We start from the raw sequence: 26,579 nt of genomic DNA on the forward strand, positions 1-26,579 counted from the left end.
CAGGAGTAAAAGAGCCATGCCAAAACGTACAGATATAAAAAGTATCCTGATTCTGGGTGCGGGCCCGATTGTTATCGGTCAGGCGTGTGAGTTTGACTACTCTGGCGCGCAAGCATGTAAAGCCCTGCGCGAAGAAGGTTACCGCGTCATTCTGGTGAACTCCAACCCGGCGACCATCATGACCGACCCGGAAATGGCTGATGCGACCTACATCGAGCCGATTCACTGGGAAGTGGTACGCAAGATTATTGAAAAAGAGCGCCCGGATGCGGTGCTGCCAACGATGGGCGGCCAGACGGCGCTGAACTGTGCGCTGGAGCTGGAGCGTCAGGGGGTGCTGGAAGAGTTCGGCGTCACCATGATTGGTGCCACTGCCGATGCGATTGATAAAGCAGAAGACCGCCGTCGTTTCGACGTAGCGATGAAGAAAATTGGTCTGGAAACCGCGCGTTCCGGTATTGCACACACGATGGAAGAAGCGCTGGCGGTTGCCGCTGACGTGGGCTTCCCGTGCATTATTCGCCCATCCTTCACAATGGGCGGTAGCGGTGGCGGTATCGCTTATAACCGCGAAGAGTTTGAAGAAATTTGCGCCCGCGGTCTGGATCTCTCCCCAACCAAAGAGCTGCTGATTGATGAATCGCTGATCGGCTGGAAAGAGTACGAGATGGAAGTGGTGCGTGATAAAAACGACAACTGCATCATCGTCTGCTCTATCGAAAACTTTGATGCGATGGGCATCCACACCGGTGACTCCATCACTGTCGCGCCTGCCCAAACGCTGACTGACAAAGAATATCAAATCATGCGTAATGCCTCGATGGCGGTGCTGCGTGAAATCGGCGTTGAAACCGGTGGTTCCAACGTTCAGTTTGCGGTGAACCCGAAAAACGGTCGTCTGATTGTTATCGAAATGAACCCGCGCGTGTCGCGTTCTTCGGCGCTGGCGTCGAAAGCGACCGGCTTCCCGATTGCTAAAGTGGCGGCAAAACTGGCGGTGGGTTACACCCTCGACGAGCTGATGAACGACATCACCGGCGGGCGTACTCCGGCCTCCTTTGAGCCGTCCATCGACTACGTGGTCACCAAAATTCCTCGCTTCAACTTCGAGAAATTCGCTGGTGCGAACGACCGTCTGACCACTCAGATGAAATCGGTTGGCGAAGTGATGGCGATTGGTCGCACGCAGCAGGAATCCCTGCAAAAAGCGCTGCGCGGCCTGGAAGTCGGTGCGACTGGCTTTGACCCGAAAGTGAGCCTGGACGACCCGGAAGCGCTGACCAAAATCCGCCGCGAACTGAAAGATGCTGGCGCAGAGCGTATCTGGTACATCGCCGATGCTTTCCGCGCGGGCCTGTCTGTAGACGGCGTCTTTAACCTGACCAACATTGACCGCTGGTTCCTGGTACAGATTGAAGAACTGGTGCGTCTGGAAGAGAAAGTCGCAGAAGTGGGCATCACTGGCCTGAACGCTGACTTCCTGCGCCAGCTGAAACGCAAAGGTTTTGCCGATGCGCGTCTGGCTAAACTGGCGGGCGTTCGTGAAGCGGAAATCCGCAAGCTGCGCGATCAGTATGACCTGCACCCGGTTTACAAGCGCGTGGATACCTGTGCGGCAGAATTTGCCACCGACACCGCTTACATGTACTCCACTTATGAAGAAGAGTGCGAAGCGAATCCGTCTACCGACCGTGAAAAAATCATGGTGCTTGGCGGCGGCCCGAACCGTATCGGTCAGGGTATCGAATTCGACTACTGCTGCGTACACGCCTCGCTGGCGCTGCGCGAAGACGGTTACGAAACCATTATGGTTAACTGTAACCCGGAAACCGTCTCCACCGACTACGACACTTCCGACCGTCTCTACTTCGAGCCGGTAACTCTGGAAGATGTGCTGGAAATCGTGCGTATTGAGAAGCCGAAAGGCGTTATCGTCCAGTACGGCGGTCAGACCCCGCTGAAACTGGCGCGCGCGCTGGAAGCTGCTGGCGTACCGGTTATCGGTACCAGCCCGGATGCCATCGACCGTGCAGAAGACCGTGAACGCTTCCAGCACGCAGTTGACCGTCTGAAACTGAAGCAACCGGCGAACGCCACCGTTACCGCTATTGAAATGGCGGTTGAGAAGGCAAAAGAGATTGGCTACCCGCTGGTGGTGCGTCCGTCTTACGTTCTCGGCGGTCGGGCGATGGAAATCGTCTACGACGAAGCAGACCTGCGTCGCTACTTCCAGACGGCGGTGAGTGTCTCTAACGATGCGCCAGTGTTGCTGGATCACTTCCTCGATGACGCGGTAGAAGTGGATGTGGACGCCATCTGCGACGGCGAAATGGTGCTGATAGGCGGCATTATGGAGCACATCGAGCAGGCGGGCGTGCACTCCGGTGACTCCGCATGTTCTCTGCCAGCGTACACTTTAAGTCAGGAAATTCAGGATGTGATGCGCCAACAGGTGCAGAAACTGGCCTTCGAATTGCAGGTGCGTGGCCTGATGAACGTGCAGTTTGCGGTGAAAAACAACGAAGTCTACCTGATTGAAGTAAACCCGCGTGCGGCGCGTACCGTTCCGTTCGTCTCCAAAGCCACCGGCGTACCGCTGGCAAAAGTGGCGGCGCGTGTGATGGCTGGTAAATCGCTGGCTGAGCAGGGCGTAACCAAAGAAGTTATCCCGCCGTACTACTCGGTGAAAGAAGTGGTGCTGCCGTTCAATAAATTCCCGGGCGTTGACCCGCTGTTAGGGCCAGAAATGCGCTCTACCGGGGAAGTGATGGGCGTCGGCCGTACCTTCGCTGAAGCGTTCGCCAAAGCGCAGCTGGGCAGTAACTCCACCATGAAGAAACACGGTCGTGCGCTGCTCTCCGTGCGTGAAGGTGACAAAGAACGCGTGGTGGACCTGGCGGCAAAACTGCTGAAACAGGGCTTCGAGCTGGATGCGACCCACGGCACGGCGATTGTGCTGGGCGAAGCAGGCATTAATCCGCGTCTGGTGAACAAGGTGCATGAAGGTCGTCCGCACATTCAGGACCGTATCAAGAATGGCGAATATACCTACATCATCAACACCACCTCAGGCCGTCGTGCGATTGAAGACTCCCGCGTGATTCGTCGCAGTGCGCTGCAATATAAAGTGCATTATGACACCACCCTGAACGGTGGTTTCGCTACCGCGATGGCGTTGAATGCCGATGCGACCGAAAAAGTTATTTCGGTGCAGGAAATGCACGCACAGATCAAATAATAGCGTGTGATGGCGGATATGTACTATTCGCCAATTTGATCGAATAACTAATACGGTTCTCGAAAGAGGACCGTTTTTTTTACCTGTAAGACAAAACTTTGTTGGAATTCATATTTTTGATGGCGTAAGCAGGATTTTGCTCACACTAATCCTTCGTTAGGTTGCATACTATCGATATATCCACAATTTTAATATGGCCTTGTTTAATTGCTGCAAAACGAGTCATAGCCAGTCTTTTAATTTGTGAAACTGGAGTTCGTATGTGTGAAGGATGTGTTGAAAAACCACTCTATTTGTTAATCGCCGAATGGATGATGGCTGAAAATCGGTGGGTGATAGCAAGAGAGATCTCTATTCATTTCGATATTGAACACAGCAAGGCGGTTAATACCCTGACTTATATTCTGTCGGAAGTCACAGAAATAAGCTGCGAAGTTAAGATGATCCCTAATAAGCTGGAAGGGCGGGGATGCCAGTGTCAGCGACTGGTTAAAGTGGTCGATATCGATGAGCAAATTTACGCGCGCCTGCGCAATAACAGCCGGGATAAATTAGTCGGCGTAAGAAAGACGCCGCGTATTCCTGCCGTTCCGCTCACGGAACTTAACCGCGAGCAGAAGTGGCAGATGATGTTGTCAAAGAGTATGCGTCGTTAATGTCATTTCGTTGATACCGTGCGACCTGGTCGCCGGATGCGATGCTGGCGCATCTTATCCGGCCTACGGTTGCTCTCCAGCAGAGTTGGATAAGGCGTTTATGCCGCATCCGACGATGTTACCGTTTCGGCGTCACATCCGTCGTCCCCTGCAAACGGGGGCGATTTTCCTCCATTTGCCTCAACGGCTGCGTTTCATGTAACGATGCATGACAGCGCCCGACAAGATCCTGATATTCTTTGGTATTCAACCGCTTCCAGTGTAACTCGTCGTCACTCACACTGCGTACAGCGCGGGCTGGCGTCCCCATCAACAACTGGCGTTTCTCGCCGCTAAAGCCTGCTTTGACAAAACTCATGGCGGCAACAATGCTCTCTTCGCCAATGACCGTGCCATCCATAATCACGCTGTTCATCCCGACCAATGTATCGCGACCAATCATGCAGCCATGTAGGATCGCTCCGTGCCCGATATGGCCGTTTTCTCCAACGATGGTGTCAGTGTCGCAGTAGCCATGCATAATGCAGCCATCCTGAATATTGGCTCCCGCTTGCACGATCAACCGCCCGTAATCACCACGCAGTGAGGCGAGGGGGCCGATGTAGACTCCGGCCCCCACAATCACATCGCCAATCAAGACAGCACTGGGATGGACAAACGCCGTCGGGTGAACCACCGGAATTAACCCCTCAAAGGCGTAATAGCTCACGGTTGTTAACGTCCTTTCCACACCGGATCGCGCTTCTCGGCAAACGCCAGCGGCCCTTCAAGGGCATCTTCCGAATGCAGAACCGATGGATAGTGTTTCAACACGCCGCTGCGAATATAGCGATACGCTTCTTCCACCGGCATTTCGCTGGTGGTGCGGTAGATCTCTTTCAGCGCCGCGATCGCCAGCGGGGCGCTGTCAACCAGTTGCTGCGCCAGTTCGCGGGCGTTATCCATCAGTTCCGCCTGGCTAACCACGCGGTTGACTACCCCCCAACGCAGCGCCTCTTCTGCGCCCATTCTTCTGCCAGTCATCACCATTTCATTGACGATGGCAGGCGGCAGGATCTTCGGCAGACGCAGAACACCGCCGCTGTCAGGAACGATGCCCAGTTTGGCTTCCGGCAGGGCGAAGCTGGCGTTATCGGCACAAACAATAAAATCTGCCGCCAGCGCCAGTTCGAAACCGCCGCCAAAGGCGTATCCGTTCACGGCTGCGATAACCGGTTTGTCGAGATTAAAAATTTCGGTTAAGCCCGCAAAACCACCCGGACCAAAGTCAGCATCCGGTGCTTCGCCTTCTGCTGCTGCTTTTAAATCCCAGCCTGCGGAAAAGAATTTCTCTCCGGCACCGGTAATAATGGCGACACGTAATTGCGGATCGTCACGGAAATTTAGAAATACTTCGCCCATTTCAAAGCTGGTTTTCGCATCAATAGCATTCGCTTTTGGGCGATCTAGGGTAATTTCCAGAATTGATCCGTTGCGGGTCAGATGTAATGATTCACTCATTCCTTTTCTCCATTTTTGCTTTTTCAGGGACGGCAACGGCCCTGCAAAAAAATGCATATTATTGTTGAACGTGATTATTACCAGACAGAGTAGTACCCTGCTGTAGTGTTTATTTCAGTGCCTTTCTGATTATTTTCCCCGAGCAATTACGTGGCAGATCTTTTCTGATCTCCAGATAAGAGGGCACTTTAAATTTCGCCATATTCTGTTCGCAGAAGTTGAAGAATTCCTCTTCGCTCAATATTTCACCTTCATTCAGCACCACAAACGCTTTGATGGCTTCATCGCGAATCGAATCTTTAATACCAACAACCACGATGTCCTGAATTTTCGGGTGCGCGGCGATAATATTTTCCAGCTCTACGCAAGAGACATTCTCCCCACCGCGTTTGATCATATTGCAGCGACGATCGACGAAATAAAAAAAGCCCTCTTCGTCGCAGTATCCGGTATCGCCGGTATGCAGCCAGCCATCGGCTTCCAGCACTTTCGCAGTGGCTTGTGGGTTGAGAAAGTACTCTTTGAAGATGGTTTTTCCCGGTACGCCTTTAATGCAGATTTCACCGATCTCACCAGCCGGGAGCGGACGATTGTGATCGTCGCGAATCTCCGCTTCGTAGCAAAACCCCGCCCGGCCAATCGACGGCCAGCGTCGTTTATCGCCAGGGCGATCGCCGATAATGCCCACAATGGTTTCCGTCATCCCATAAGACGTCAGCAAGCGAACGCCGAAGCGTTCACAAAACGCATCTTTTTCCTGCTCTGACAGGTTGAGATAAAACATCACTTCCCGCAGGCGGTGTTGCCGATCGTTCGCTGAAGGCGGCTGCACCATCAACGTACGAATCATCATCGGAATACATTCGGTAATGGTGGCGCGGTACTTCTGTACCTGTCCCCAGAAGGCGCGGGCGCTGTATTTCTCGACCAGCACAAAGGTGGCTCCGGCAGAAAACGCCGCCATCGCCGCAGTACACTGGCAATCGATATGAAACGCAGGCATTACCGTCAGGTAGACGTCATCGTCACGCAGTGCGCACTGCCAGGCGGAGTAATATCCAGCGAAGCGCAGGTTGTAATGGGTAATCACCACACCTTTCGGTCGGGAAGTGGTACCGGAGGTAAAGAGAATTTCCGCCGTATCGTCGGTCGATAGCGGCGGTGCATAGCACAAGGTGGCAGGTTGTTGATTTTTCAGTTGAGTAAACGAACTCACGCCATCATCAGCGGGAAGTGACACATCTGTCAGGCAAATGTGCCGCAACTGCGTGGCATCTTCCTGCTGAATCTGTTGATACATAGGATAGAATTGCGCACTGGTCACCAGCAGGCACGCCTGGCTATTTTGCAGGATCCACGCGCTTTCCTCGCGCAACAGGCGGGCGTTAATCGGCACCATAATCGCGCCAATTTTTGCCAGCCCGAACCAGCAAAAGATAAATTCCGGGCAGTTGTCGAGATGTAGAGCAACCTTGTCGCCTTTGCGAATCCCCAGCGTATAAAACAGGTTTGCCGTGCGGTTAATCTCCTGATTTAACTCAAGATAACTATACCGGTTAACGACTCCGCCGCTGGATTCACAAATCAGCGCCGTTTTATGACCGTAAACGTCCGCCAGATCGTCCCACATTTGACGTAGATGTTGTCCGCCAATGATATCCATTGCACCTCTATCCATTTTGTTCGTTTGTTATTGGGCGGGCGCTAGTCAGGCAAGCTGACTGGCGCCACGCGTTTAGTCCTCAACTTTGGCCAGACCTTTGCTGACCAACTCCTGAATGTCGTTTTCGCTGTAGCCGATAGTTTTCAAAATGGCAGCCGTGTCCATGCCATGTGATGGCATTCCGCGCCAGATTTGGCCTGGGTTATTTTTGAATTTCGGCATCACGTTCGGCCCTTTGCAGGTGCGACCATCCATCGTTTGCCACTGAGTGATGGATTCACGGGCCACATACTGTGGATTGCTTTCCAGTTCCGGTACGGTCAGCACTTTGGCGCAGGCGATATTCAGTTCAGCAAAGCGTTCTTTGACTTCTGCGATGGTGTGTGCCGCCAGCCAGGCATCGAGTTTCTCTTCAACCAGTGGGCCATATGGGCATTCGATACGGTGGATAAGCTGAGTGCCTTCCGGGATTTCTGGCGTGCCAAGCAGATGTGCGAGGCCAATATCTTTAAAACATTCTGCAATCTGAGTAATACCCACCAGTTCCATCACGATGTAGCCGTCGGCACATTTGTACAGACCGCAACCTGCATAGTAGGGATCTTTACCTTTGGTCATGCGCGGGCACATTTCGCCGCCGTTGAAGTAATCCATCATGAAGTACTGGCCCATACGCAGCATCACTTCATACATGGCGATGTCGATACTTTCGCCTTTTCCGGTTTCGCGCACTTTATGCAGTGCTGCCAGCGCCGCCGTGGTGGCAGTCAGGCCAGAAAAGTAATCGGCGGTATACGGGAAGGCAGGCATCGGCTGGTCAACATCACCGTTCTGAATCAGGTAACCACTGAAGGCCTGGGCGATGGTGTTATAGGCCGGAAGATTGGTGTACTCCTCGGTACCGTACTGACCAAAACCGGACAGGTGAGCGATAACCAGTTTCGGGTTGTGCTGCCACAGGACTTCATCGGTAATGCCACGACGGGCAAAGGCCGGACCTTTACTGGCTTCGATGAAGATATCGGTGGTTTCCATTAATTTCAGAAACGCTTCGCGGCCTTCATCTTTGAAAATATTTAACGACAGCGCGTGCAAATTGCGGCGGGAGAGCTGCGGGTAGTTCGGTTGAACGCGAATGGTGTCGGCCCAGGCGACGTTCTCGATCCAGATAACTTCCGCCCCCCATTCTGCGAACATTTGCCCGGCGAACGGCCCGGCGATTTCGATACCGGAGAAGACAACGCGCAATCCGGCCAGCGGCCCGAATTTCGGCATGGGTAGATGATCCATTATTAGCTCCTGAAAAATTTGTGTAGCGCATGACTGCCGGATGCGGCGTAAACGCCTTATCCGGCCTACATTCGTGCTCCCGTAGGCCTGATAAGACGCGACAGCGTCGCATCAGGCAGCGCACGGACTTAGCGGTATTGCTTCAGCACCGCACGACCCAGCGTCAGGATCTGCATTTCGTCAGATCCGCCGGAGACGCGGTCTACACGCAGGTCACGCCAGAAGCGGCTGATGCGGTGGTTGCCCGCAATCCCGACACCGCCCAGCACCTGCATTGCGCTATCCACCACTTCAAATGCCGCATTGGCGCAGAAGTATTTGCACATTGCCGCATCACCAGAGGTGATGGTGCCGTTGTCTGCTTTCCACGCTGCTTCATACAGCATGTTTTTCATGGAGTTTAATTTGATCGCCATGTGGGCGAATTTTTCCTGAATCAACTGGAAACGACCAATCGCCTCGCCAAACTGCACGCGTTGGTTGGCGTAGCGCGCCGCATCTTCAAAGGCGCACATCGCCGTACCATAGTTGGTCAGGGCTACCAGGAAACGTTCATGGTCGAACTCTTCTTTGACGCGGTTAAAGCCGTTACCTTCCCGACCGAACATGTCTTTCTCGTCCAGTTCCACATCGTCAAAGGTGATTTCACAGCAGCTATCCATACGCAGCCCGAGCTTTTCAAGTTTGGTCACTTTGATGCCCGGTTTGCTCATATCAACAAACCATTCGGTGTAGACAGGTTTGTCCGGAGAAGCCCCGTCGCGCGCCATCACCACGATGTACGGGGTGTAGGCGCTGCTGGTAATAAAACACTTACTACCATTAAGATAAATCTTACCATCTCTACGGGTATAAGTCGTTTTCAGGCTACCCACGTCAGAGCCAGCCCCTGGTTCGGTAATCGCTGAGTTCCACATCTGCTTACCGGTACCACGAAACGCCATAATCTTGTCGATCTGCTCTTGTGTGCCTTCACGCAGGATGGTGTTAAACCCGCCTGGCAACTGATACAACACGTAGGTTGGCGCCCCCAAACGACCCAGTTCCATCCACACGGCGGCGAGGGTAACAAACCCCGCATCCAGACCACCGTGCTCTTCCGGGATCAGCAGGCTGTCGATATCCATATCCGCCAGCGCTTTGACAAAACGCTCCGGGTAGACGCTGTCACGGTCGCACTCGGCAAAATAGGCTTCCCAGTTTTCGCTGGCCATTAGTTCGCGGATACCGGCGACAAACAGTTCCTGCTCATCATTTAAATTAAAATCCATCTTTCAACCTCTTGATATTTTGGGGGTTAATTAATCTTTCCAGTTCTGTTTCGCGTCTTTAATAAACGAGAGCGTCACCATAATGTTGACGAAGAACAGCGGGCATCCTCCGGCGATAATGGCGGTTTGAATCGGTTTCAGGCCGCCGAGCGCCAGCAGAACAATGCCGATAACACCAACCAACACTGACCAGCCGATACGCACCAGCAGTGGCGGTTCTTCACCGTCGCGCACTTCGCGGCAGGTGGACATCGCCAGGGTGTAAGAGCAGGCGTTAATCAGGGTAACGGTGGCAATAAAGCAGAGAATGAAGAAGCCCCACATGGTGGCAGTGCTGAGCGGCAGAGCGGCCCAGGTTTCGATGATGGCGCGCGCCACACCGTACTGTTCGATCAGGTTTGGAATGTTGATGATGTTTTTATCCATCAACAGCAGAGTGTTACTGCCGAGCACGGTCCACAGGATCCAGGTGGATGCTGTCAGCCCCATCACCATACCGAAGCACAGTTCACGCACGGTACGACCACGGGAAATACGCGCCAGGAAGATACTCATCTGGATGGCGTAAATCACCCACCATGCCCAGTAGAACACGGTCCAGCCCTGCGGGAAGCCGCCTTTGCCAACGGCATCGGTATAGAACAACATGCGCGGCAGATACATCAGCAACATCCCCACCGAGTCGGTGAAGTAGTTCATGATGAAGCTGGCGCCGCTGACGATGAATACCCAGCCAAGCATCAGGAAACTCAGATAGCTGCGCACATCGCTGGCGATTTTTACCCCTTTTTGCAGACCACAGGCGACGCAGATAGCGTTGAGGATGATCCAGCAGGTAATGATAATAGCGTCCAGTTGCAGGGTATGCGGAATACCAAACAGATACTGCATACACTCGGTCACCAGCGGCGTGGCAAGACCCAGACTGGTGCCCATTGCGAAGATCAGCGCCACCAGATAGAAGTTATCGACGATAGTGCCAAACAAGCCTTTGGCATGTTTTTCACCTACCAGCGGCACCAGAGTGGAGCTGGGGCGAATCACATCCATTTTGCGGACAAAGAAGAAGTACGCGAAGGCGACGGAAAGGAAGCTGTAAGTGGCCCACGGTAGCGGTCCCCAGTGGAACAAACTGTAGGCCAGCCCCAGTTCTTTCGCGCCAGTGGAGTTTGGCGCTAAAGCAAATGGCGGCGTGGAGATGTAGTAGTAGATCTCAATCGATCCCCAGAACAGTACGGCAGCAGACGTACAGGAGGCGAACATCATAAAGATCCAACTGGCGGTGCTGAACTCAGGGGGTTCGTTACCTAAACGCTTTTTGGCATACGGGCCAAATACCAGCCAGAACCAACCGAAAAGCATCACCACCATATACCATTCAAATGCCCATCCCCATACATTGGTGACGTAACTGAATACAGCATTAATAACGACATTCGCCGCATCCAGATCTCTGACTGTAAGCCAACAAAGTATGCCAACGATTATTAATGGCGGAAAGAACACCTTCGGTTCTATTCCCGTTTTTCTCTTTTCTTTTGTCATGAGTTAATTCCACTGTAAAAATAAATATTTATTTGGCGTTCCCGTTTGTTTTATTTTTGTTAACATTTAATATAATTATTATTAACCTCGTGGACGCGTTAATTGCTAACTCATAATGGGTATTCAATTGGCTGCATTCTGTGATGTAAGCCACAGTTTTTCATCGGGTAAAAATAGAGTGTCTTTGTGTGAATATCCAATATTAATCAATATGATGGGCTTGATTGTGAGTAAAAAAATAGCATCTGACTTTCAATATTGGTGATCCATAAAACAATATTGAAAATTTCTTTTTGCTACGCCATGTTTTCAATATTGGTGAGGGACTTAACAATATTGAAAGTTGGATTTATCTGCGTGTGACATTTTCAATATTGGTGATTAAAGTTTTATTCCCGAATTAAAGGACGTGATATCTGTAATTAACACCACCGATATGAACGACGTTTCCTTCATGATTTCTGGAGATGCAATGAAGATTATTACTTGCTATAAGTGCGTGCCTGATGAACAGGATATTGCGGTCAATAATGCTGATGGTTCATTAGATCTCAGCAAAGCCGATGCCAAAATAAGCCAATACGATCTCAACGCTATTGAAGCGGCTTGCCAGTTAAAACAGCAGGCGGCAGAGGCGCAGGTGACGGCCTTAAGTGTGGGCGGTAAAGCCCTGACCAACGCCAAAGGGCGTAAAGATGTGCTATCGCGCGGCCCGGATGAACTGATTGTGGTGATTGATGACCAGTTCGAGCAGGCACTGCCGCAACAAACGGCGACTGCACTGGCTGCCGCGGCACAGAAAGCTGGCTTTGATCTGATCCTGTGCGGCGACGGTTCTTCCGACCTTTATGCCCAGCAGGTTGGTCTGCTGGTGGGCGAAATCCTCAATATTCCGGCAGTTAACGGCGTCAGCAAAATTATCTCCCTGACGGCAGATACCCTCACCGTTGAGCGCGAACTGGAAGATGAAACAGAAACCTTAAGCATTCCGCTGCCTGCGGTTATTGCTGTTTCCACTGATATCAACTCCCCACAAATTCCTTCGATGAAAGCCATTCTCGGCGCGGCGAAAAAGCCAGTCCAGGTGTGGTCGGCGGCGGATATCGGTTTTAACGCGGAGGTTGCGTGGTCTGAACAACAGGTTGCCGCGCCGAAACAGCGCGAGCGTCAGCGCATCGTGATTGAAGGCGACGGCGAAGAACAGATCGCCGCATTTGCTGAAAATCTTCGCAAAGTCATTTAATTACAGGGGATGCTATGAACACGTTTTCTCAAGTCTGGGTATTCAGCGATACCCCTTCTCGTCTGCCGGAACTGATGAACGGTGCGCAGGCTTTAGCTAATCAAATCAATGCCTTTGTCCTCAATGATGCCGATGGCGTACAGGCAATCCAGCTCGGCGCTAATCATGTCTGGAAATTAAGCGGCAAACCGGACGATCGGATGATCGAAGATTACGCCAGTGTCATGGCTGACACTATTCGCCAGCACGGCGCAGACGGCCTGGTACTGCTGCCAAACACCCGTCGCGGCAAATTACTGGCGGCAAAACTGGGTTATCGCCTTAAAGCGGCGGTGTCTAACGATGCCAGCACCGTCAGCGTACAGGACGGTAAAGCGACAGTGAAACACATGGTTTACGGCGGTCTGGCGATTGGCGAAGAACGCATTGCCACGCCGTATGCGGTACTGACCATCAGCAGCGGCACGTTCGATGCGGCTCAGCCAGACTCGTCACGTACTGGCGAAACGCACACCGTGGAGTGGCAGGCTCCGGCTGTGGCGATTACCCGCACGGCAACCCAGGCGCGCCAGAGCAACAGCGTCGATCTCGACAAAGCCCGTCTGGTGGTCAGCGTCGGTCGCGGTATTGGCAGCAAAGAGAACATTGCGCTGGCAGAACAGCTTTGCAAGGCGATAGGTGCGGAGTTGGCCTGTTCTCGTCCGGTGGCGGAAAACGAAAAATGGATGGAGCACGAACGCTATGTCGGTATCTCCAACCTGATGCTGAAACCTGAACTGTATCTGGCGGTGGGGATCTCCGGGCAGATCCAGCACATGGTTGGCGCTAACGCGTCGCAAACCATTTTCGCCATCAATAAAGATAAAAATGCGCCGATCTTCCAGTATGCGGATTACGGCATTGTTGGCGACGCCGTGAAGATCCTTCCGGCGCTGACCGCAGCTTTAGCGCGTTGATCCACTCTGGCAGGGCTGCATTTCGGCCCTGCCGCTGACAGGGAGTTCTTATGTCCGAAGATATCTTTGACGCCATCATCGTCGGTGCTGGGCTTGCCGGTTCGGTTGCCGCACTGGTGCTCGCCCGCGAAGGGGCGCAAGTGTTAGTTATCGAGCGTGGCAATTCCGCAGGTGCCAAGAACGTCACCGGCGGGCGTCTCTATGCCCACAGTCTGGAACACATTATTCCAGGTTTCGCCGAGTCCGCCCCCGTAGAACGCCTGATCACCCATGAAAAACTCGCGTTTATGACGGAAAAGTCAGCGATGACTATGGACTACTGCAATGGCGACGAAACCTCGCCATCCCAGCGTTCTTACTCCGTTTTGCGCAGTAAATTTGATGCCTGGCTGATGGAGCAGGCCGAAGACGCGGGCGCGCAGTTAATTACCGGGATCCGCGTCGATAACCTCGTACAGCGCGATGGCAAAGTTGTCGGCGTAGAAGCCGATGGCGATGTAATTGAAGCGAAAACGGTGATCCTTGCTGACGGGGTGAACTCCATCCTTGCCGAAAAGCTGGGGATGGCAAAACGCGTTAAACCGACGGATGTGGCGGTTGGCGTGAAGGAACTGATCGAGTTACCGAAGTCGGTTATCGAAGACCGTTTTCAGTTGCAGGGTAATCAGGGCGCGGCTTGCCTGTTTGCGGGATCACCCACCGATGGCCTGATGGGCGGCGGTTTTCTTTATACCAATGAAAACACTCTGTCGCTGGGGCTGGTTTGTGGTCTGCATCATCTGCATGACGCGAAAAAATCGGTGCCGCAAATGCTGGAAGATTTCAAGCAGCATCCGGCAGTTGCACCGCTGATCGCGGGCGGCAAGCTGGTGGAATATTCCGCTCACGTAGTGCCGGAAGCAGGCATCAACATGCTACCGGAGCTGGTTGGTGACGGCGTATTGATTGCCGGTGATGCCGCCGGAATGTGTATGAACCTCGGTTTTACCATTCGCGGAATGGATCTGGCGATTGCCGCCGGGGAAGCCGCAGCAAAAACTGTGCTTTCAGCGATGAAAAGCGACGATTTCAGTAAGCAAAAACTGGCGGAATATCGTCAGCATCTTGAGAGTGGCCCGCTGCGCGATATGCGAATGTACCAGAAACTACCGGCGTTCCTTGATAACCCACGCATGTTTAGCGGCTACCCGGAACTGGCGGTGGGCGTAGCGCGTGACCTGTTCACCATTGACGGCAGCGCGCCGGAACTGATGCGCAAGAAAATCCTCCGCCACGGCAAGAAAGTGGGCTTCATCAATCTAATCAAGGATGGCATGAAAGGAGTGACCGTTTTATGACTTCTCCCGTCAATGTGGACGTCAAACTGGGCGTCAATAAATTCAATGTCGATGAAGAGCATCCGCACATTGTTGTGAAGGCCGATGCCGATAAACAGGCGCTGGAGCTGCTGGTGAAAGCGTGCCCCGCAGGTCTGTACAAGAAGCAGGATGACGGCAGTGTGCGCTTCGATTACGCCGGATGTCTGGAGTGCGGCACCTGTCGCATTCTGGGGCTGGGGTCGGCGCTGGAACAGTGGGAATACCCGCGCGGCACCTTTGGTGTGGAGTTCCGTTACGGTTGATGTCGGTTTGATACGTAACGCCGTACTGACTCTCATTGCAAAAAAACAGGAATAACCCATGCAACCGTCCAGAAACTTTGACGATCTTAAATTTTCCTCTATTCACCGCCGCATTTTGCTGTGGGGAAGCGGTGGTCCGTTTCTGGATGGTTATGTACTGGTAATGATTGGCGTGGCACTGGAGCAACTGACTCCGGCGCTGAAACTGGACGCTGACTGGATTGGCTTGCTGGGCGCGGGAACGCTCGCCGGGCTGTTCGTTGGCACATCGCTGTTTGGCTATATCTCCGATAAAGTCGGACGGCGCAAAATGTTCCTCATTGATATCATCGCCATCGGCGTGATATCGGTGGCGACGATGTTTGTCTCATCCCCCGTCGAACTGCTGGTGATGCGGGTACTTATCGGCATTGTCATCGGTGCAGATTATCCCATCGCCACCTCAATGATCACCGAGTTCTCCAGTACCCGTCAGCGGGCGTTTTCCATCAGCTTTATCGCCGCGATGTGGTATGTCGGCGCGACCTGCGCCGATCTGGTTGGCTACTGGCTTTATGATGTGGAAGGCGGCTGGCGCTGGATGCTGGGTAGCGCGGCGATCCCTTGTTTGTTGATTTTGATTGGTCGATTCGAACTGCCTGAATCTCCCCGCTGGTTGTTACGCAAAGGGCGAGTGAAAGAGTGCGAAGAGATGATGATCAAACTGTTTGGCGAACCGGTGGCTTTCGAGGAAGAGCAGCCGCAGCAAACCCGTTTTCGCGATCTGTTTAATCGCCGCCATTTTCCTTTTGTTCTGTTTGTTGCCGCCATCTGGACCTGCCAGGTGATCCCCATGTTCGCTATTTACACCTTTGGCCCGCAAATCGTTGGTTTGTTGGGATTGGGTGTTGGCAAAAACGCGGCGCTGGGGAATGTGGTGATTAGCCTGTTCTTTATGCTCGGCTGTATTCCGCCGATGCTGTGGTTAAACACTGCCGGACGGCGTCCATTGTTGATTGGCAGCTTTGCCATGATGACGTTGGCGCTGGCGGTTTTGGGGCTGATCCCGGATATGGGGATCTGGCTGGTGGTCATGGCCTTTGCGGTGTATGCCTTTTTCTCCGGTGGGCCGGGTAATTTACAGTGGCTCTATCCTAATGAACTCTTCCCGACGGATATTCGGGCTTCAGCCGTGGGCGTGATTATGTCATTAAGCCGTATTGGCACCATTGTTTCGACCTGGGCGCTGCCAATCTTTATCAATAATTACGGCATCAGTAGCACCATGCTGATGGGGGCGGGGATCTCGCTATTTGGCTTGTTGATTTCCGTAGCGTTTGCCCCGGAAACACGTGGGATGTCACTGGCGCAGACCAGCAATATGACGATTCGCAGGCAGCGAGCGGGGTAATTTATTCAGATTTCTCTCTTTTCTGAATCAATATTATTGACTATAAGCCGCGTGAATATATGACTACACTTTGTGGGAAAACAAAGGCGTAAACACGCGGGCTAATAACTATGATCCTCATAATTTATGCGCATCCGTATCCGCATCATTCCCATGCGAATAAACGGATGCTTGAACAGGCAAGGACGCTGGAAGGCGTCGAAATTCGCTCTCTTTATCAACTCTATCCTGACTTCAATATCGATATCGCCGCCGAGCAGGAGGCGCTGTCTCGCGCCGATCTGATCGTCTGGCAGCACCCGATGCAGTGGTACAGCATTCCACCGCTCCTTAAACTTTGGATCGATAAAGTCTTCTCCCACGGCTGGGCTTACGGTCATGGCGGCACGGCGCTGCATGGTAAACATTTGCTGTGGGCGGTAACGACCGGCGGCGGGGAAAGCCATTTTGAGATTGGTGCGCATCCGGGCTTTGATGTGCTGGCGCAGCCGCTACAGGCGACGGCAATCTACTGCGGGCTGAACTGGCTGCCACCGTTTGCCATGCACTGCACCTTTATTTGTGACGACGAAACCCTCGAAGGGCAGGCGCGCCACTATAAGCAACGTCTGCTGGAATGGCAGGAGGCACATCATGGATAGCCATACGCTGATTCAGGCGCTGATTTATCTCGGTTCGGCGGCGCTGATTGTCCCCATTGCGGTACGCCTCGGTCTGGGATCGGTACTTGGCTACCTGATCGCGGGTTGTATTATTGGCCCGTGGGGGCTGCGACTGGTGACCGATGCCGAATCTATTCTGCACTTTGCTGAAATCGGCGTGGTGCTGATGTTGTTTATTATCGGCCTCGAACTCGATCCACAAAGGCTGTGGAAGCTGCGTGCGGCGGTGTTCGGCGGTGGCGCATTGCAGATGGTGATTTGCGGCGGCCTGCTGGGGCTGTTCTGCATGTTACTTGGGCTACGCTGGCAGGTAGCGGAACTGATCGGCATGACGCTGGCGCTCTCTTCTACGGCAATTGCCATGCAGGCGATGAATGAACGCAATCTGATGATGACGCAGATGGGCCGCAGTGCCTTCGCGGTTCTGCTGTTCCAGGATATCGCGGCGATCCCGCTGGTGGCGATGATCCCGCTACTGGCGGCGAGCAGTGCCTCGACGACGATGGGCGCATTTGCCCTGTCGGCGTTAAAAGTAGCGGGCGCGCTGGTGCTGGTGGTATTGCTGGGGCGCTATGTCACGCGTCCGGCGCTGCGTTTTGTTGCCCGCTCTGGCTTGCGGGAAGTGTTCAGCGCCGTGGCGTTATTCCTCGTGTTTGGCTTTGGTTTGCTGCTGGAAGAGGTTGGCTTGTCGATGGCGATGGGCGCGTTTCTGGCGGGCGTACTGCTGGCAAGCTCAGAATATCGTCATGCGCTGGAAAGCGATATCGAACCATTTAAAGGTTTGCTACTGGGGCTGTTTTTCATCGGCGTTGGCATGTCGATAGACTTTGGCACGCTGCTTGAAAATCCGTTGCGCATTGTTATTTTGCTGCTTGGTTTCCTCATCATCAAAATCGCCATGCTGTGGCTGATTGCCCGACCGTTGCAGGTGCCAAATAAACAGCGTCGCTGGTTTGCGGTGTTATTAGGGCAGGGCAGTGAGTTTGCCTTTGTGGTATTTGGTGCGGCGCAGATGGCGAATGTGCTGGAGCCAGAGTGGGCGAAATCGCTGACCCTGGCGGTGGCGCTGTCGATGGCAGCAACGCCGATTCTGCTGGTGATCCTCAATCGCCTTGAGCAATCTTCTACTGAGGAAGCGCGTGAAGCCGATGAGATCGACGAAGAACAGCCGCGCGTGATTATCGCCGGATTCGGTCGTTTTGGGCAGATCACCGGACGTTTATTGCTCTCCAGCGGGGTGAAAATGGTGGTGCTCGATCACGACCCGGACCATATCGAAACGCTGCGTAAATTCGGCATGAAAGTGTTTTATGGCGATGCCACGCGGATGGATTTACTGGAATCTGCGGGTGCGGCGAAAGCGGAAGTGCTGATTAACGCCATCGACGATCCGCAAACCAACCTGCAACTGACGGAGATGGTGAAAGAACATTTCCCGCATTTGCAGATTATTGCCCGCGCCCGTGATGTCGACCACTACATTCGTTTGCGTCAGGCAGGCGTTGAAAAGCCGGAGCGTGAAACCTTTGAAGGTGCGCTGAAAACCGGGCGTCTGGCACTGGAAAGTTTAGGTCTGGGGCCGTATGAAGCGCGAGAACGCGCCGATGTGTTCCGCCGCTTTAATATTGAAATGGTGGAAGAGATGGCAATGGGCGAAAACGATACCAAAGCCCGCGCGGCGGTCTATAAACGCACCAGCGCGATGTTAAGCGAGATCATCACCGAGGACCGGGAACATCTGTCACTCACCCAACGGCATGGCTGGCAGGGAACCGAAGAGGGGAAACATACCGGTAATATGGCGGATGAACCGGAAACGAAACCCTTATCCTAATAAAGAGTGACGTAAATCACGCTTTACAGCTAACTATTTGTTTTTATTTCATTGTATTGCGGCGAGTCCACGAACAGATTATGGACTCGCCAGCAAAATAAAAATTTTCCTCAACATCATCCTCTCGCCAGTCGACGAAGGTTTACGCTTTACGTATAGTGACGACAATTTTTTTTTATCGGGAAATTTCAATGATCAGTTTGATTGCGGCGCTAGCGGTAGATCGCGTTATCGGCATGGAAAACGCCATGCCGTGGAATCTGCCTGCCGATCTCGCCTGGTTTAAACGCAACACCTTAAATAAACCCGTAGTTATGGGCCGCCATACCTGGGAATCGATTGGCCGCCCGCTGCCGGGGCGCAAAAACATTATCATCAGCAGCAAGCCTGGCACGGACGATCGCGTGACGTGGGTGAAGTCGGTTGATGAAGCCATCGCGGCGTGTGGTGACGTACCAGAAATCATGGTGATTGGCGGCGGTCGCGTTTATGAGCAGTTCCTGCCAAAAGCGCAAAAACTGTATCTGACGCATATCGACGCAGAAGTGGAAGGCGACACCCATTTCCCGGATTACGAGCCGGATGACTGGGAATCGGTATTCAGCGAATTCCACGACGCTGATGCGCAGAACTCTCATAGTTATTGCTTTGAGATTCTGGAGCGGCGGTAAGTTTGTATAGAATTTACGGTTAGTGCCGGATGTGACGCCGGTCGCGTCTTATCCGGCCTTCCTGTATCAGGCTGTGTTTAAGACGCCGCCGCTTCGCCCATATCCTTATGTCTGTTCGACGGCTGGACAAAATACTGTTTATCTTCCCAGCGCAGGCAGGTTAATGTACCACCCCAGCAGCAGCCGGTATCCAGCGCGTAAATACCTTCTGGCGTACCTTTGCCTTCCAGCGATGCCCAGTGACCAAAAGCGATGCTGTACTCTTCAGCGACGGGACCAGGAATCGCAAACCACGGTTTCAGCGGGGCAGGGGCTTCTTCCGGCGATTCTTTGCTGTACATATCCAGTTGACCGTTTGGAAAGCAAAAGCGCATACGGGTAAAGGCGTTGGTGATAAAACGTAATCGCGCCAGACCACGCAAATCTGGTGACCAGTTGTTCGGCATATCGCCGTACATGGCATCGAGGAAGAAAGGGTAAGAGTCGCTTGACAGTACCGCTTCTACGTCACGTGCGCACTCTTTCGCGGTCGGTAAGTCCCACTGCGGCGTGATCCCCGCGTGGGCCATCACCAGCTTTTTCTCTTCATCGATTTGCAACAAAGGCTGACGACGTAGCCAGTTAAGCAGTTCATCGGCATCAGGCGCTTCCAGTAGCGGCGTGAGACGATCTTTGGGTTTGTTGCGGCTTATGCCTGAAAACACGGCCAGCAGATGCAGATCGTGATTGCCCAGCACCAGACGTACGCTGTCGCCTAAGGATTTCACATAGCGCAGTACATCAAGCGAACCAGGACCGCGCGCAACCAGATCGCCCGTCAGCCAGAGAGTATCTTTCCCAGGGGTAAATTCCACTTTATGCAGCAATGCGATCAGTTCATCGTAACAGCCATGAACATCGCCAATAAGGTATGTCGCCATAGTTTTTTAATGAATGAATATTGGAACGGCGAGTCGGAATACGGGAATGTCGATGATAAAGGGAACGCCGTTCTCATCAATCATTTCGTAGTGACCCTGCATGGTGCCCAGCGGCGTTTCGATAATCGCGCCGCTGGTATACTGGTACTCTTCGCCAGGCGCGATATGCGGTTGGACGCCCACCACACCTTCGCCCTGGACTTCTGTTTCACGGCCATTGCCGTTAGTGATCAGCCAGTAACGCCCCAACAACTGCACTGGCGCTCGCCCCAGGTTGCGTATGGTTACGGTATAAGAAAAAACGTAACGTTCATTATCAGGTGAAGATTGTGCCTCAATGTAGACGCTTTGAACCTGAATACACACTCGGGGCGAATTGATCATCGTTAACTCTCCTGCAAAGGCGCGTTCTCCGCCAGATAGTTCGCCATCTGGCAATATTGCGCGACAGAGATATTTTCCGCTCGCATCGCCGGGTCGATCCCCATTCCCGTTAACACCTCGACGCTAAACAGGTTGCCGAGGCTGTTACGAATGGTTTTACGACGCTGGTTAAAGGCTTCAGTGGTGATACGACTCAGCACGCGAACATCTTTAACCGGGTGAGGCATCGTTGCATGAGGAACCAGGCGTACGACGGCGGAATCCACTTTGGGTGGTGGTGTAAAGGCTGATGGCGGCACTTCCAGCACCGGGATCACGTTGCAATAGTATTGCGCCATGACGCTTAATCGACCATACGCCTTGCTGTTCGGTCCTGCAACCAGACGATTCACCACCTCTTTTTGCAACATAAAGTGCATGTCGGCAATGGCATCAGTATAGCTAAACAGATGGAACATCAACGGTGTGGAGATGTTATACGGCAGGTTGCCGAAAACACGCAGCGGCTGGCCCATTTTCTCTGCCAGTTCACCGAAGTTGAAGGTCATCGCATCCTGTTGATAAATCGTCAGTTTCGGGCCTAAGAATGGATGCGTTTGCAGGCGCGCTGCCAGATCACGGTCAAGTTCGATGACTGTCAGCTGGTCCAGTCGTTCGCCAACCGGTTCGGTTAAAGCTGCCAGACCGGGGCCGATTTCGACCATTGCCTGGCCCTTTTGCGGGTTAATGGCAGAAACAATACTGTCGATCACGAACTGATCGTTGAGAAAGTTTTGCCCGAAGCGTTTACGGGCTAAATGGCCCTGGTGGACTCGATTATTCATTGGGTATTAACAATCATTTTGATGGCGAGATTAAGCGCCGTAATAAAACTGCCGACATCGGCTTTGCCACGTCCCGCCAGTTCAAGCGCGGTGCCGTGGTCCACTGATGTGCGAATAAAGGGCAGGCCCAGCGTAATGTTCACACCGCGCCCGAAGCCCTGGTATTTTAGCACGGGAAGACCCTGATCGTGGTACATCGCCAGCACGGCGTCGGCGTTATCGAGATATTTCGGCTGAAACAGGGTATCGGCAGGCAGCGGCCCGTTGAGTTTCATCCCCTGCGCCCGCAGCTCGTCGAGCACCGGAATAATGGTGTCTATCTCTTCCGTGCCCATATGACCGCCTTCGCCCGCGTGCGGATTCAGGCCACAGACCAGAATGCGCGGTTCGGCAATACCAAATTTGGTTCGCAAATCGTGATGCAAAATAGCAATCACTTCGTGCAGAAGCGCAGGGGTGATGGCGTCAGCAATATCGCGCAGCGGTAAATGCGTTGTTGCCAGCGCCACGCGAAGTTCTTCGGTTGCCAGCATCATCACCACTTTTTTCGCCTGCGAGCGTTCTTCAAAAAACTCGGTATGACCGGTAAACGGAATGCCTGCGTCGTTGATAACGCCTTTATGCACCGGACCTGTAATCAGCGCGGCAAATTCACCTTTCAGGCAACCATCGCACGCGCGTGCCAGCGTCTCCACCACATAATGCCCATTCTCAACTGCTAATTGTCCCGCAGTGGCAGGTACACGTAGTGCAATGGGAAGTAGCGTCAGCGTTCCCGCAGATTGCGGTTGCGCAGGGGAGTCGGGGGAATAAGGGCGGAGGTTAAGCGGTAAACCGAGCATCGCTGCCCGGTCGGTAAGGAGAGTGGCATCGGCACAAACAACCAGTTCTACCGGCCACTCTCGTTGTGCAAGCTGGACAACTAAGTCCGGGCCAATCCCGGCGGGTTCGCCGGGAGTGATCACAACACGTTGGGGTTTAACCATTAGTTGCTCAAAATTTTCACATAAGCGCTGGCGCGTTGTTCCTGCATCCAGCTTGCTGCTTCTTCCGAGAACTTACGGTTCATCAGCATGCGGTATGCACGATCTTTTTGCGCCGCATCGGTTTTATCGACGTTACGGGTGTCCAGCAGTTCGATTAAATGCCAGCCGAATGAAGAGTGAACCGGTGCACTCATTTGACCTTTGTTCAGGCGGGTCAACGCATCACGGAAGGCTGGATCGAAAATATCTGGCGTAGCCCAGCCGAGATCGCCGCCCTGATTTGCAGAGCCAGGATCCTGAGAGAACTCTTTTGCTGCGGCAGCAAATGTGGTTTTACCGCTCTTGATATCCGCAGCAATTTGTTCCAGTTTCACGCGGGCCTGTTCGTCAGTCATGATAGGCGACGGTTTCAGCAGAATATGGCGAGCATGAACTTCGGTCACCGAGATATTTTTGCTTTCGCCGCGCAGGTCGTTAACTTTCAGAATGTGGAAGCCAACACCGGAACGAATTGGGCCAACAATGTCGCCTTTCTTCGCGGTGCTTAATGCCTGGGCGAAGATCCCCGGCAGCTCCTGAATGCGACCCCAGCCCATCTGGCCGCCGTTCAGCGCCTGCTGGTCGGCAGAATGAGCAATCGCCAGCTTACCGAAATCAGCGCCGTTACGCGCCTGATCGACAATGGCACGCGCCTGGCTTTCCGCCTCATTCACCTGTTCAGAAGACGGGTTTTCCGGCAGCGGGATCAGGATGTGGCTTAAGTTCAGTTCAGTGCTGGCATCATTTTGATTACCGACTTGCTGCGCCAGAGCTTCAACTTCCTGTGGCAGGATAGTGATGCGACGACGCACTTCGTTGTTGCGCACTTCCGAGATAATCATCTCTTTGCGGATCTGATTACGATAGGTGTTGTAGTTCAGACCATCGTAAGCCAGACGGCTGCGCATCTGATCCAGCGTCATGTTGTTCTGTTTGGCAATGTTGGCAATCGCCTGATCAAGCTGCTCATCGGAGATTTTAACTCCCATTTTCTGCCCCATCTGCAGGAGGATTTGATCCATGATCAAACGTTCCATGATTTGGTGGCGCAGCGTAGCGTCATCAGGAAGTTGCTGCCTTGCCTGGGCAGCGTTCATTTTTACCGACTGCATTAATCCATCAACGTCGCTTTCCAGCACGACGCCGTTATTGACGACGGCTGCGACTTTATCGACTACCTGGGGGGCAGCGAAACTGGTATTCGCAATCATGGCGATACCGAGAAGCAGCGTTTTCCAGTTCTTCATACTTTTTCCATTTCAATTAACCGCACTGCGGATTACGTGGTAAATCAACAAATCACAAAGAGTTTTGATACGGCAGAATGTTCGAACGCAGCATCTCTTGCGTACCCAGACCGTAGTTGGAACTCAGGCCACGAAGTTCGATGTTAAAGCCGATTGCGTTGTCATATATCGCATGTTGTTTATCGTTATCCCAACCGTTCAGCTTACGCTCATAACCGACGCGAATCGCATAGCAGCAGGAGCTGTATTGCACACCTAACATTGAGTCGGCTTGCTTGTTCGCGTTGGTGTCGTAATAGTACGCCCCGACAATCGACCAACGATCGGCGATTGGCCAGCTAGCGACTGCACCCACCTGCGAAATGCCATTCTTATACTGCTCGGCAGTGGAATAGTATTTAGGCAGTGTAGCCTGAATATATTCCGGGCTGGCGTAGCGGTAGTTCAGCTGTACCAGACGGTCTTCATCCCGACGGTATTCAATGCTGGTGTTGCTGGTGGCTACGTTATCCAGACGAGTATCGTACTGAATGCCGCCACGCAATCCCCAGCGTTCGGAGATGCGCCAGTAGGTATCGCCTGCCCATACCAGTGAGCCCGTTTTGTCGTCATTCTCCCATGTTATGTTGTCATCGCCAGTGCGAGACTCCGTGAAATAGTAGATTTGACCAACGGAAATATTAAAACGTTCAACGGCTGCATCATCATATACGCGAGTTGTGATACCGGTCGTGACCTGGTTCGCGGAAGCAATACGGTCAAGACCGCCATAAGTCCGGTCCCGGAACAGGCCCGAGTAGTCGGATTGCAGCAATGAGGAGTCATAGTTATAGATGTCGCTCTGATCGCGATACGGCACATACAGGTATTGTGCGCGCGGCTCCAGCGTCTGGGTGTAACCCGGCGCCAGCATTTCCATATCACGTTCGAAGACCATTTTGCCGTCAACTTTAAATTGCGGCATTACGCGGTTAACAGAATCTGCCAACTTATTGTTTTGTGGGTTGCTGTTATACCAGTCGAGATTGGTCTGCTGATAATGGGTAGCCAGCAGCTTCGCTTCGGTATTGATACTGCCCCAGGTGTTAGATAACGGCAGGTTGATCGTCGGCTCCAGATGAACGCGAGTAGCCTCCGGCATATTGCTGTTTGTATTAACAAAATGCACAGCCTGACCATAAACTCGGGTATCAAACGGGCCGAGATCGTTATGGTAGTAGTTGACGTCTAACTGTGGTTCAGCGGCATAGCTGTTGCCACTGGTATCATCAAAAACCTGGAATTGTTTAGTCGAAAGCGTGGCATCAAAGTTCTGCACCGCATAGCCCACGCTGAATTTTTGCGTAGCGTAACCATCGGTACTGGAACCATATTTATTATCAAAATCATTGAAATAGGTCGGGTCGCTGACTTTGGTGTAGTCGATGTTAAAGCGCCAAACCTGGTCCATCACTCCGGAGTGTTGCCAGTAGAACAACCAACGGCGTGAATTACTATCTTCTGGATGTTCATCTTCATAGACTTTATCTGAAGGCAGATAGTCCAGTTCCATCAAGCCTGCGCCGGCCTGGGTGAGATAACGGAATTCGTTTTCCCACATAATGTTGCCACGACGATGCATATAATGCGGCGTGATGGTGGCATCCATATTTGGCGCAATGTTCCAGTAATACGGCAGGTAGAACTCAAAGTAGTTGGTGGTGGTGTACTTGGCGTTCGGGATCAAGAAACCAGAACGGCGTTTGTCACCCACCGGCAACTGTAAATAGGGGCTGTAAAAGATCGGAACCGGACCCACTTTAAAACGGGCGTTCCAGATCTCCGCGACTTGTTCTTCGCGGTCATGAATAATTTCGCTACCCACCACGCTCCAGGTATCAGAACCTGGCAGACAGGAGGTAAAAGAACCGTTATCCAGAATGGTGTAGCGGTTTTCGCCACGCTGTTTCATCAGGTCTGCTTTACCGCGCCCCTGACGCCCCACCATCTGATAATCACCTTCCCAGACGTTGGTGTCTTTGGTGTTCAGATTCGTCCAGCCTTTTGGCCCTTTGAGGATCACCTGGTTATCGTCGTAATGGACATTACCGAGCGCATCGACGGTACGTATCGGCTCCGGTTGTCCTGGCGCCTCTTTTTGATGAAGCTGTACTTCATCGGCCTGCAGACGGCTGTTACCCTGCATGATATCCACGCTGCCGCTAAACACGGCGTCATCGGGGTAGTTCCCCTTTGCATGGTCAGCATTAATCGTCACGGGTAGGTCATTGGTATCGCCCTGTACCAGAGGACGGTCATAGCTTGGCACGCCCAACATGCACTGTGAGGCGAGGTCGGCTGCCAGTCCCTGTTGACTATAAAGGGCGGTGGCAATCATGGTGGCCAGGAGAGTGGGGATACGTTTTTTCATACGTTGATTTTATTGTTCCATCATCGGTAACGTTGCGCGTGACAAACGGTCAGAGACTAACGTACTCGTCATCTCTACGCTAGTGTTAATCCTGTCCGAATAGCGTCTGTGGTGTTAGGCACGGCATTGAATGACAGGTATGATAATGCAAATTATAGGCGATGTCCCACAATTGACCGCAGCCGGAAAACGGTAAAAGCACCTTTATATTGTGGGAGATAGCGCTGGT

At 52.8% G+C, this 26,579-nt stretch carries 22 protein-coding genes; 10 read left to right on the forward strand and 12 right to left on the reverse strand.

All coding sequences use genetic code 11. The features are described 5' to 3' along the window. The first annotated feature begins 16 nt into the window (after positions 1–16). Positions 17–3,238, forward strand: coding sequence for a carbamoyl-phosphate synthase large subunit (carB, locus tag D9741_RS09050; RefSeq protein WP_001126356.1), 3,222 nt, complete (start codon positions 17–19; stop codon positions 3,236–3,238). A 260-nt stretch (positions 3,239–3,498) separates the two neighbouring features. Then, positions 3,499–3,894 carry a carnitine metabolism transcriptional regulator CaiF gene (caiF, locus tag D9741_RS09055; protein ID WP_000333104.1) on the forward strand — a complete coding sequence of 132 codons (396 nt, stop codon included), beginning with the start codon at positions 3,499–3,501 and terminating at the stop codon, positions 3,892–3,894. A gap of 118 nt (positions 3,895–4,012) precedes the next feature. Here the strand turns inward: caiF and caiE are convergent, their stop codons facing one another. The 6 genes from caiE to caiT form a co-directional block, all read right to left on the reverse strand. Further along, positions 4,013–4,603, reverse strand: a complete 591-nt coding sequence (gene caiE, locus D9741_RS09060) for a carnitine operon protein CaiE (protein ID WP_130217478.1) — start codon at positions 4,601–4,603, stop codon at positions 4,013–4,015. 5 nt (positions 4,604–4,608) lie between these two features. Beyond that, positions 4,609–5,394 (reverse strand): crotonobetainyl-CoA hydratase, encoded by a 786-nt coding sequence (gene caiD / locus D9741_RS09065; protein ID WP_130217476.1) that lies wholly within the window; start codon positions 5,392–5,394, stop codon positions 4,609–4,611. 109 nt (positions 5,395–5,503) lie between these two features. Further along, positions 5,504–7,057: a crotonobetaine/carnitine-CoA ligase gene (caiC, locus tag D9741_RS09070; protein ID WP_130217550.1), complete on the reverse strand. Its 1,554-nt coding sequence runs from the start codon at positions 7,055–7,057 to the stop codon at positions 5,504–5,506. Between the two features lie 72 nt (positions 7,058–7,129). Beyond that, positions 7,130–8,347 carry an L-carnitine CoA-transferase gene (gene caiB / locus D9741_RS09075; RefSeq protein ID WP_130204851.1) on the reverse strand — a complete coding sequence of 406 codons (1,218 nt, stop codon included), beginning with the start codon at positions 8,345–8,347 and terminating at the stop codon, positions 7,130–7,132. Positions 8,348–8,475: 128 nt separating this feature from the next. Then, the gene (gene caiA / locus D9741_RS09080) at positions 8,476–9,618 is read right to left on the reverse strand and encodes a crotonobetainyl-CoA dehydrogenase (RefSeq protein ID WP_130217474.1); all 1,143 of its coding nucleotides are present in this window, start codon (positions 9,616–9,618) and stop codon (positions 8,476–8,478) included. A gap of 30 nt (positions 9,619–9,648) precedes the next feature. Continuing rightward, positions 9,649–11,163: an L-carnitine/gamma-butyrobetaine antiporter gene (caiT, locus tag D9741_RS09085; protein WP_130217472.1), complete on the reverse strand. Its 1,515-nt coding sequence runs from the start codon at positions 11,161–11,163 to the stop codon at positions 9,649–9,651. A 472-nt stretch (positions 11,164–11,635) separates the two neighbouring features. Here caiT and D9741_RS09090 point away from each other — a divergent pair, with 472 nt between their 5' ends. The 8 genes from D9741_RS09090 to folA all read left to right on the forward strand — a co-directional run bounded on the left by D9741_RS09090 (position 11,636) and on the right by folA (position 19,540). Then, positions 11,636–12,406: an electron transfer flavoprotein FixA gene (locus tag D9741_RS09090; RefSeq protein WP_130217470.1), complete on the forward strand. Its 771-nt coding sequence runs from the start codon at positions 11,636–11,638 to the stop codon at positions 12,404–12,406. Positions 12,407–12,420: 14 nt separating this feature from the next. Then, a complete protein-coding gene (locus tag D9741_RS09095) occupies positions 12,421–13,362 on the forward strand; it encodes an electron transfer flavoprotein subunit alpha/FixB family protein (RefSeq protein ID WP_130217468.1) in 942 nt (313 codons plus the stop codon). Between the two features lie 50 nt (positions 13,363–13,412). Further along, positions 13,413–14,699 carry an FAD-dependent oxidoreductase gene (locus tag D9741_RS09100; RefSeq protein ID WP_130217466.1) on the forward strand — a complete coding sequence of 429 codons (1,287 nt, stop codon included), beginning with the start codon at positions 13,413–13,415 and terminating at the stop codon, positions 14,697–14,699. Further along, positions 14,696–14,983, forward strand: coding sequence for a ferredoxin-like protein FixX (gene fixX / locus D9741_RS09105; RefSeq protein ID WP_000203741.1), 288 nt, complete (start codon positions 14,696–14,698; stop codon positions 14,981–14,983). Before D9741_RS09100 ends, fixX begins: the two co-directional genes overlap by 4 nt. Positions 14,984–15,041: 58 nt before the next feature. Further along, positions 15,042–16,373 carry an MFS transporter gene (locus tag D9741_RS09110; RefSeq protein ID WP_130204863.1) on the forward strand — a complete coding sequence of 444 codons (1,332 nt, stop codon included), beginning with the start codon at positions 15,042–15,044 and terminating at the stop codon, positions 16,371–16,373. A gap of 110 nt (positions 16,374–16,483) precedes the next feature. Beyond that, a complete protein-coding gene (kefF, locus tag D9741_RS09115) occupies positions 16,484–17,014 on the forward strand; it encodes a glutathione-regulated potassium-efflux system oxidoreductase KefF (RefSeq protein ID WP_130217464.1) in 531 nt (176 codons plus the stop codon). Then, on the forward strand, positions 17,007–18,869 hold the full coding sequence (gene kefC / locus D9741_RS09120; RefSeq protein ID WP_130217462.1) for a glutathione-regulated potassium-efflux system protein KefC: 1,863 nt from the start codon (positions 17,007–17,009) through the stop codon (positions 18,867–18,869). Before kefF ends, kefC begins: the two co-directional genes overlap by 8 nt. A gap of 191 nt (positions 18,870–19,060) precedes the next feature. Continuing rightward, positions 19,061–19,540 carry a type 3 dihydrofolate reductase gene (gene folA, locus D9741_RS09125; protein ID WP_130217460.1) on the forward strand — a complete coding sequence of 160 codons (480 nt, stop codon included), beginning with the start codon at positions 19,061–19,063 and terminating at the stop codon, positions 19,538–19,540. Between the two features lie 77 nt (positions 19,541–19,617). Here folA and apaH read toward each other — a convergent pair whose 3' ends face one another. Genes apaH through lptD form a run of 6 tightly spaced genes read right to left on the reverse strand, consistent with a single transcriptional unit; the run spans position 19,618 to position 26,350 of the window. Continuing rightward, the gene (gene apaH, locus D9741_RS09130) at positions 19,618–20,460 is read right to left on the reverse strand and encodes a bis(5'-nucleosyl)-tetraphosphatase (symmetrical) ApaH (RefSeq protein WP_130217458.1); all 843 of its coding nucleotides are present in this window, start codon (positions 20,458–20,460) and stop codon (positions 19,618–19,620) included. A 6-nt stretch (positions 20,461–20,466) separates the two neighbouring features. Beyond that, positions 20,467–20,844: a Co2+/Mg2+ efflux protein ApaG gene (gene apaG / locus D9741_RS09135; protein ID WP_130204873.1), complete on the reverse strand. Its 378-nt coding sequence runs from the start codon at positions 20,842–20,844 to the stop codon at positions 20,467–20,469. Positions 20,845–20,846: 2 nt separating this feature from the next. Next, positions 20,847–21,668, reverse strand: coding sequence for a 16S rRNA (adenine(1518)-N(6)/adenine(1519)-N(6))-dimethyltransferase RsmA (gene rsmA / locus D9741_RS09140; RefSeq protein WP_001065381.1), 822 nt, complete (start codon positions 21,666–21,668; stop codon positions 20,847–20,849). Further along, positions 21,665–22,654 carry a 4-hydroxythreonine-4-phosphate dehydrogenase PdxA gene (gene pdxA / locus D9741_RS09145; RefSeq protein WP_130217456.1) on the reverse strand — a complete coding sequence of 330 codons (990 nt, stop codon included), beginning with the start codon at positions 22,652–22,654 and terminating at the stop codon, positions 21,665–21,667. Before pdxA ends, rsmA begins: the two co-directional genes overlap by 4 nt. Further along, positions 22,654–23,940, reverse strand: coding sequence for a peptidylprolyl isomerase SurA (gene surA, locus D9741_RS09150; protein ID WP_130217454.1), 1,287 nt, complete (start codon positions 23,938–23,940; stop codon positions 22,654–22,656). Before surA ends, pdxA begins: the two co-directional genes overlap by 1 nt. A gap of 52 nt (positions 23,941–23,992) precedes the next feature. Next, on the reverse strand, positions 23,993–26,350 hold the full coding sequence (lptD, locus tag D9741_RS09155) for an LPS assembly protein LptD (protein ID WP_130217452.1): 2,358 nt from the start codon (positions 26,348–26,350) through the stop codon (positions 23,993–23,995). Positions 26,351–26,579 lie beyond the last annotated feature (229 nt).

Origin of the sequence: Escherichia sp. E14V7 (assembly GCF_004212225.1) — a bacterium.
Classification (GTDB): domain Bacteria; phylum Pseudomonadota; class Gammaproteobacteria; order Enterobacterales; family Enterobacteriaceae; genus Escherichia.

Excerpts from the sequence above, each read along its gene's own strand:
- carB (WP_001126356.1), top strand. The coding sequence starts at position 17 with ATGCCAAAACGTACAGATATAAAAAGTATCCTGATTCTGGGTGCGGGC.
- caiF (WP_000333104.1), top strand. The coding sequence starts at position 3,499 with ATGTGTGAAGGATGTGTTGAAAAACCACTCTATTTGTTAATCGCCGAA.
- caiD (WP_130217476.1), bottom strand. The coding sequence starts at position 5,394 with ATGAGTGAATCATTACATCTGACCCGCAACGGATCAATTCTGGAAATT.
- caiC (WP_130217550.1), bottom strand. The coding sequence starts at position 7,057 with ATGGATATCATTGGCGGACAACATCTACGTCAAATGTGGGACGATCTG.
- caiB (WP_130204851.1), bottom strand. The coding sequence starts at position 8,347 with ATGGATCATCTACCCATGCCGAAATTCGGGCCGCTGGCCGGATTGCGC.
- caiA (WP_130217474.1), bottom strand. The coding sequence starts at position 9,618 with ATGGATTTTAATTTAAATGATGAGCAGGAACTGTTTGTCGCCGGTATC.
- caiT (WP_130217472.1), bottom strand. The coding sequence starts at position 11,163 with ATGACAAAAGAAAAGAGAAAAACGGGAATAGAACCGAAGGTGTTCTTT.
- D9741_RS09090 (WP_130217470.1), top strand. The coding sequence starts at position 11,636 with ATGAAGATTATTACTTGCTATAAGTGCGTGCCTGATGAACAGGATATT.
- D9741_RS09095 (WP_130217468.1), top strand. The coding sequence starts at position 12,421 with ATGAACACGTTTTCTCAAGTCTGGGTATTCAGCGATACCCCTTCTCGT.
- D9741_RS09100 (WP_130217466.1), top strand. The coding sequence starts at position 13,413 with ATGTCCGAAGATATCTTTGACGCCATCATCGTCGGTGCTGGGCTTGCC.
- fixX (WP_000203741.1), top strand. The coding sequence starts at position 14,696 with ATGACTTCTCCCGTCAATGTGGACGTCAAACTGGGCGTCAATAAATTC.
- D9741_RS09110 (WP_130204863.1), top strand. The coding sequence starts at position 15,042 with ATGCAACCGTCCAGAAACTTTGACGATCTTAAATTTTCCTCTATTCAC.
- kefF (WP_130217464.1), top strand. The coding sequence starts at position 16,484 with ATGATCCTCATAATTTATGCGCATCCGTATCCGCATCATTCCCATGCG.
- kefC (WP_130217462.1), top strand. The coding sequence starts at position 17,007 with ATGGATAGCCATACGCTGATTCAGGCGCTGATTTATCTCGGTTCGGCG.
- folA (WP_130217460.1), top strand. The coding sequence starts at position 19,061 with ATGATCAGTTTGATTGCGGCGCTAGCGGTAGATCGCGTTATCGGCATG.
- apaH (WP_130217458.1), bottom strand. The coding sequence starts at position 20,460 with ATGGCGACATACCTTATTGGCGATGTTCATGGCTGTTACGATGAACTG.
- apaG (WP_130204873.1), bottom strand. The coding sequence starts at position 20,844 with ATGATCAATTCGCCCCGAGTGTGTATTCAGGTTCAAAGCGTCTACATT.
- rsmA (WP_001065381.1), bottom strand. The coding sequence starts at position 21,668 with ATGAATAATCGAGTCCACCAGGGCCATTTAGCCCGTAAACGCTTCGGG.
- pdxA (WP_130217456.1), bottom strand. The coding sequence starts at position 22,654 with ATGGTTAAACCCCAACGTGTTGTGATCACTCCCGGCGAACCCGCCGGG.
- surA (WP_130217454.1), bottom strand. The coding sequence starts at position 23,940 with ATGAAGAACTGGAAAACGCTGCTTCTCGGTATCGCCATGATTGCGAAT.
- lptD (WP_130217452.1), bottom strand. The coding sequence starts at position 26,350 with ATGAAAAAACGTATCCCCACTCTCCTGGCCACCATGATTGCCACCGCC.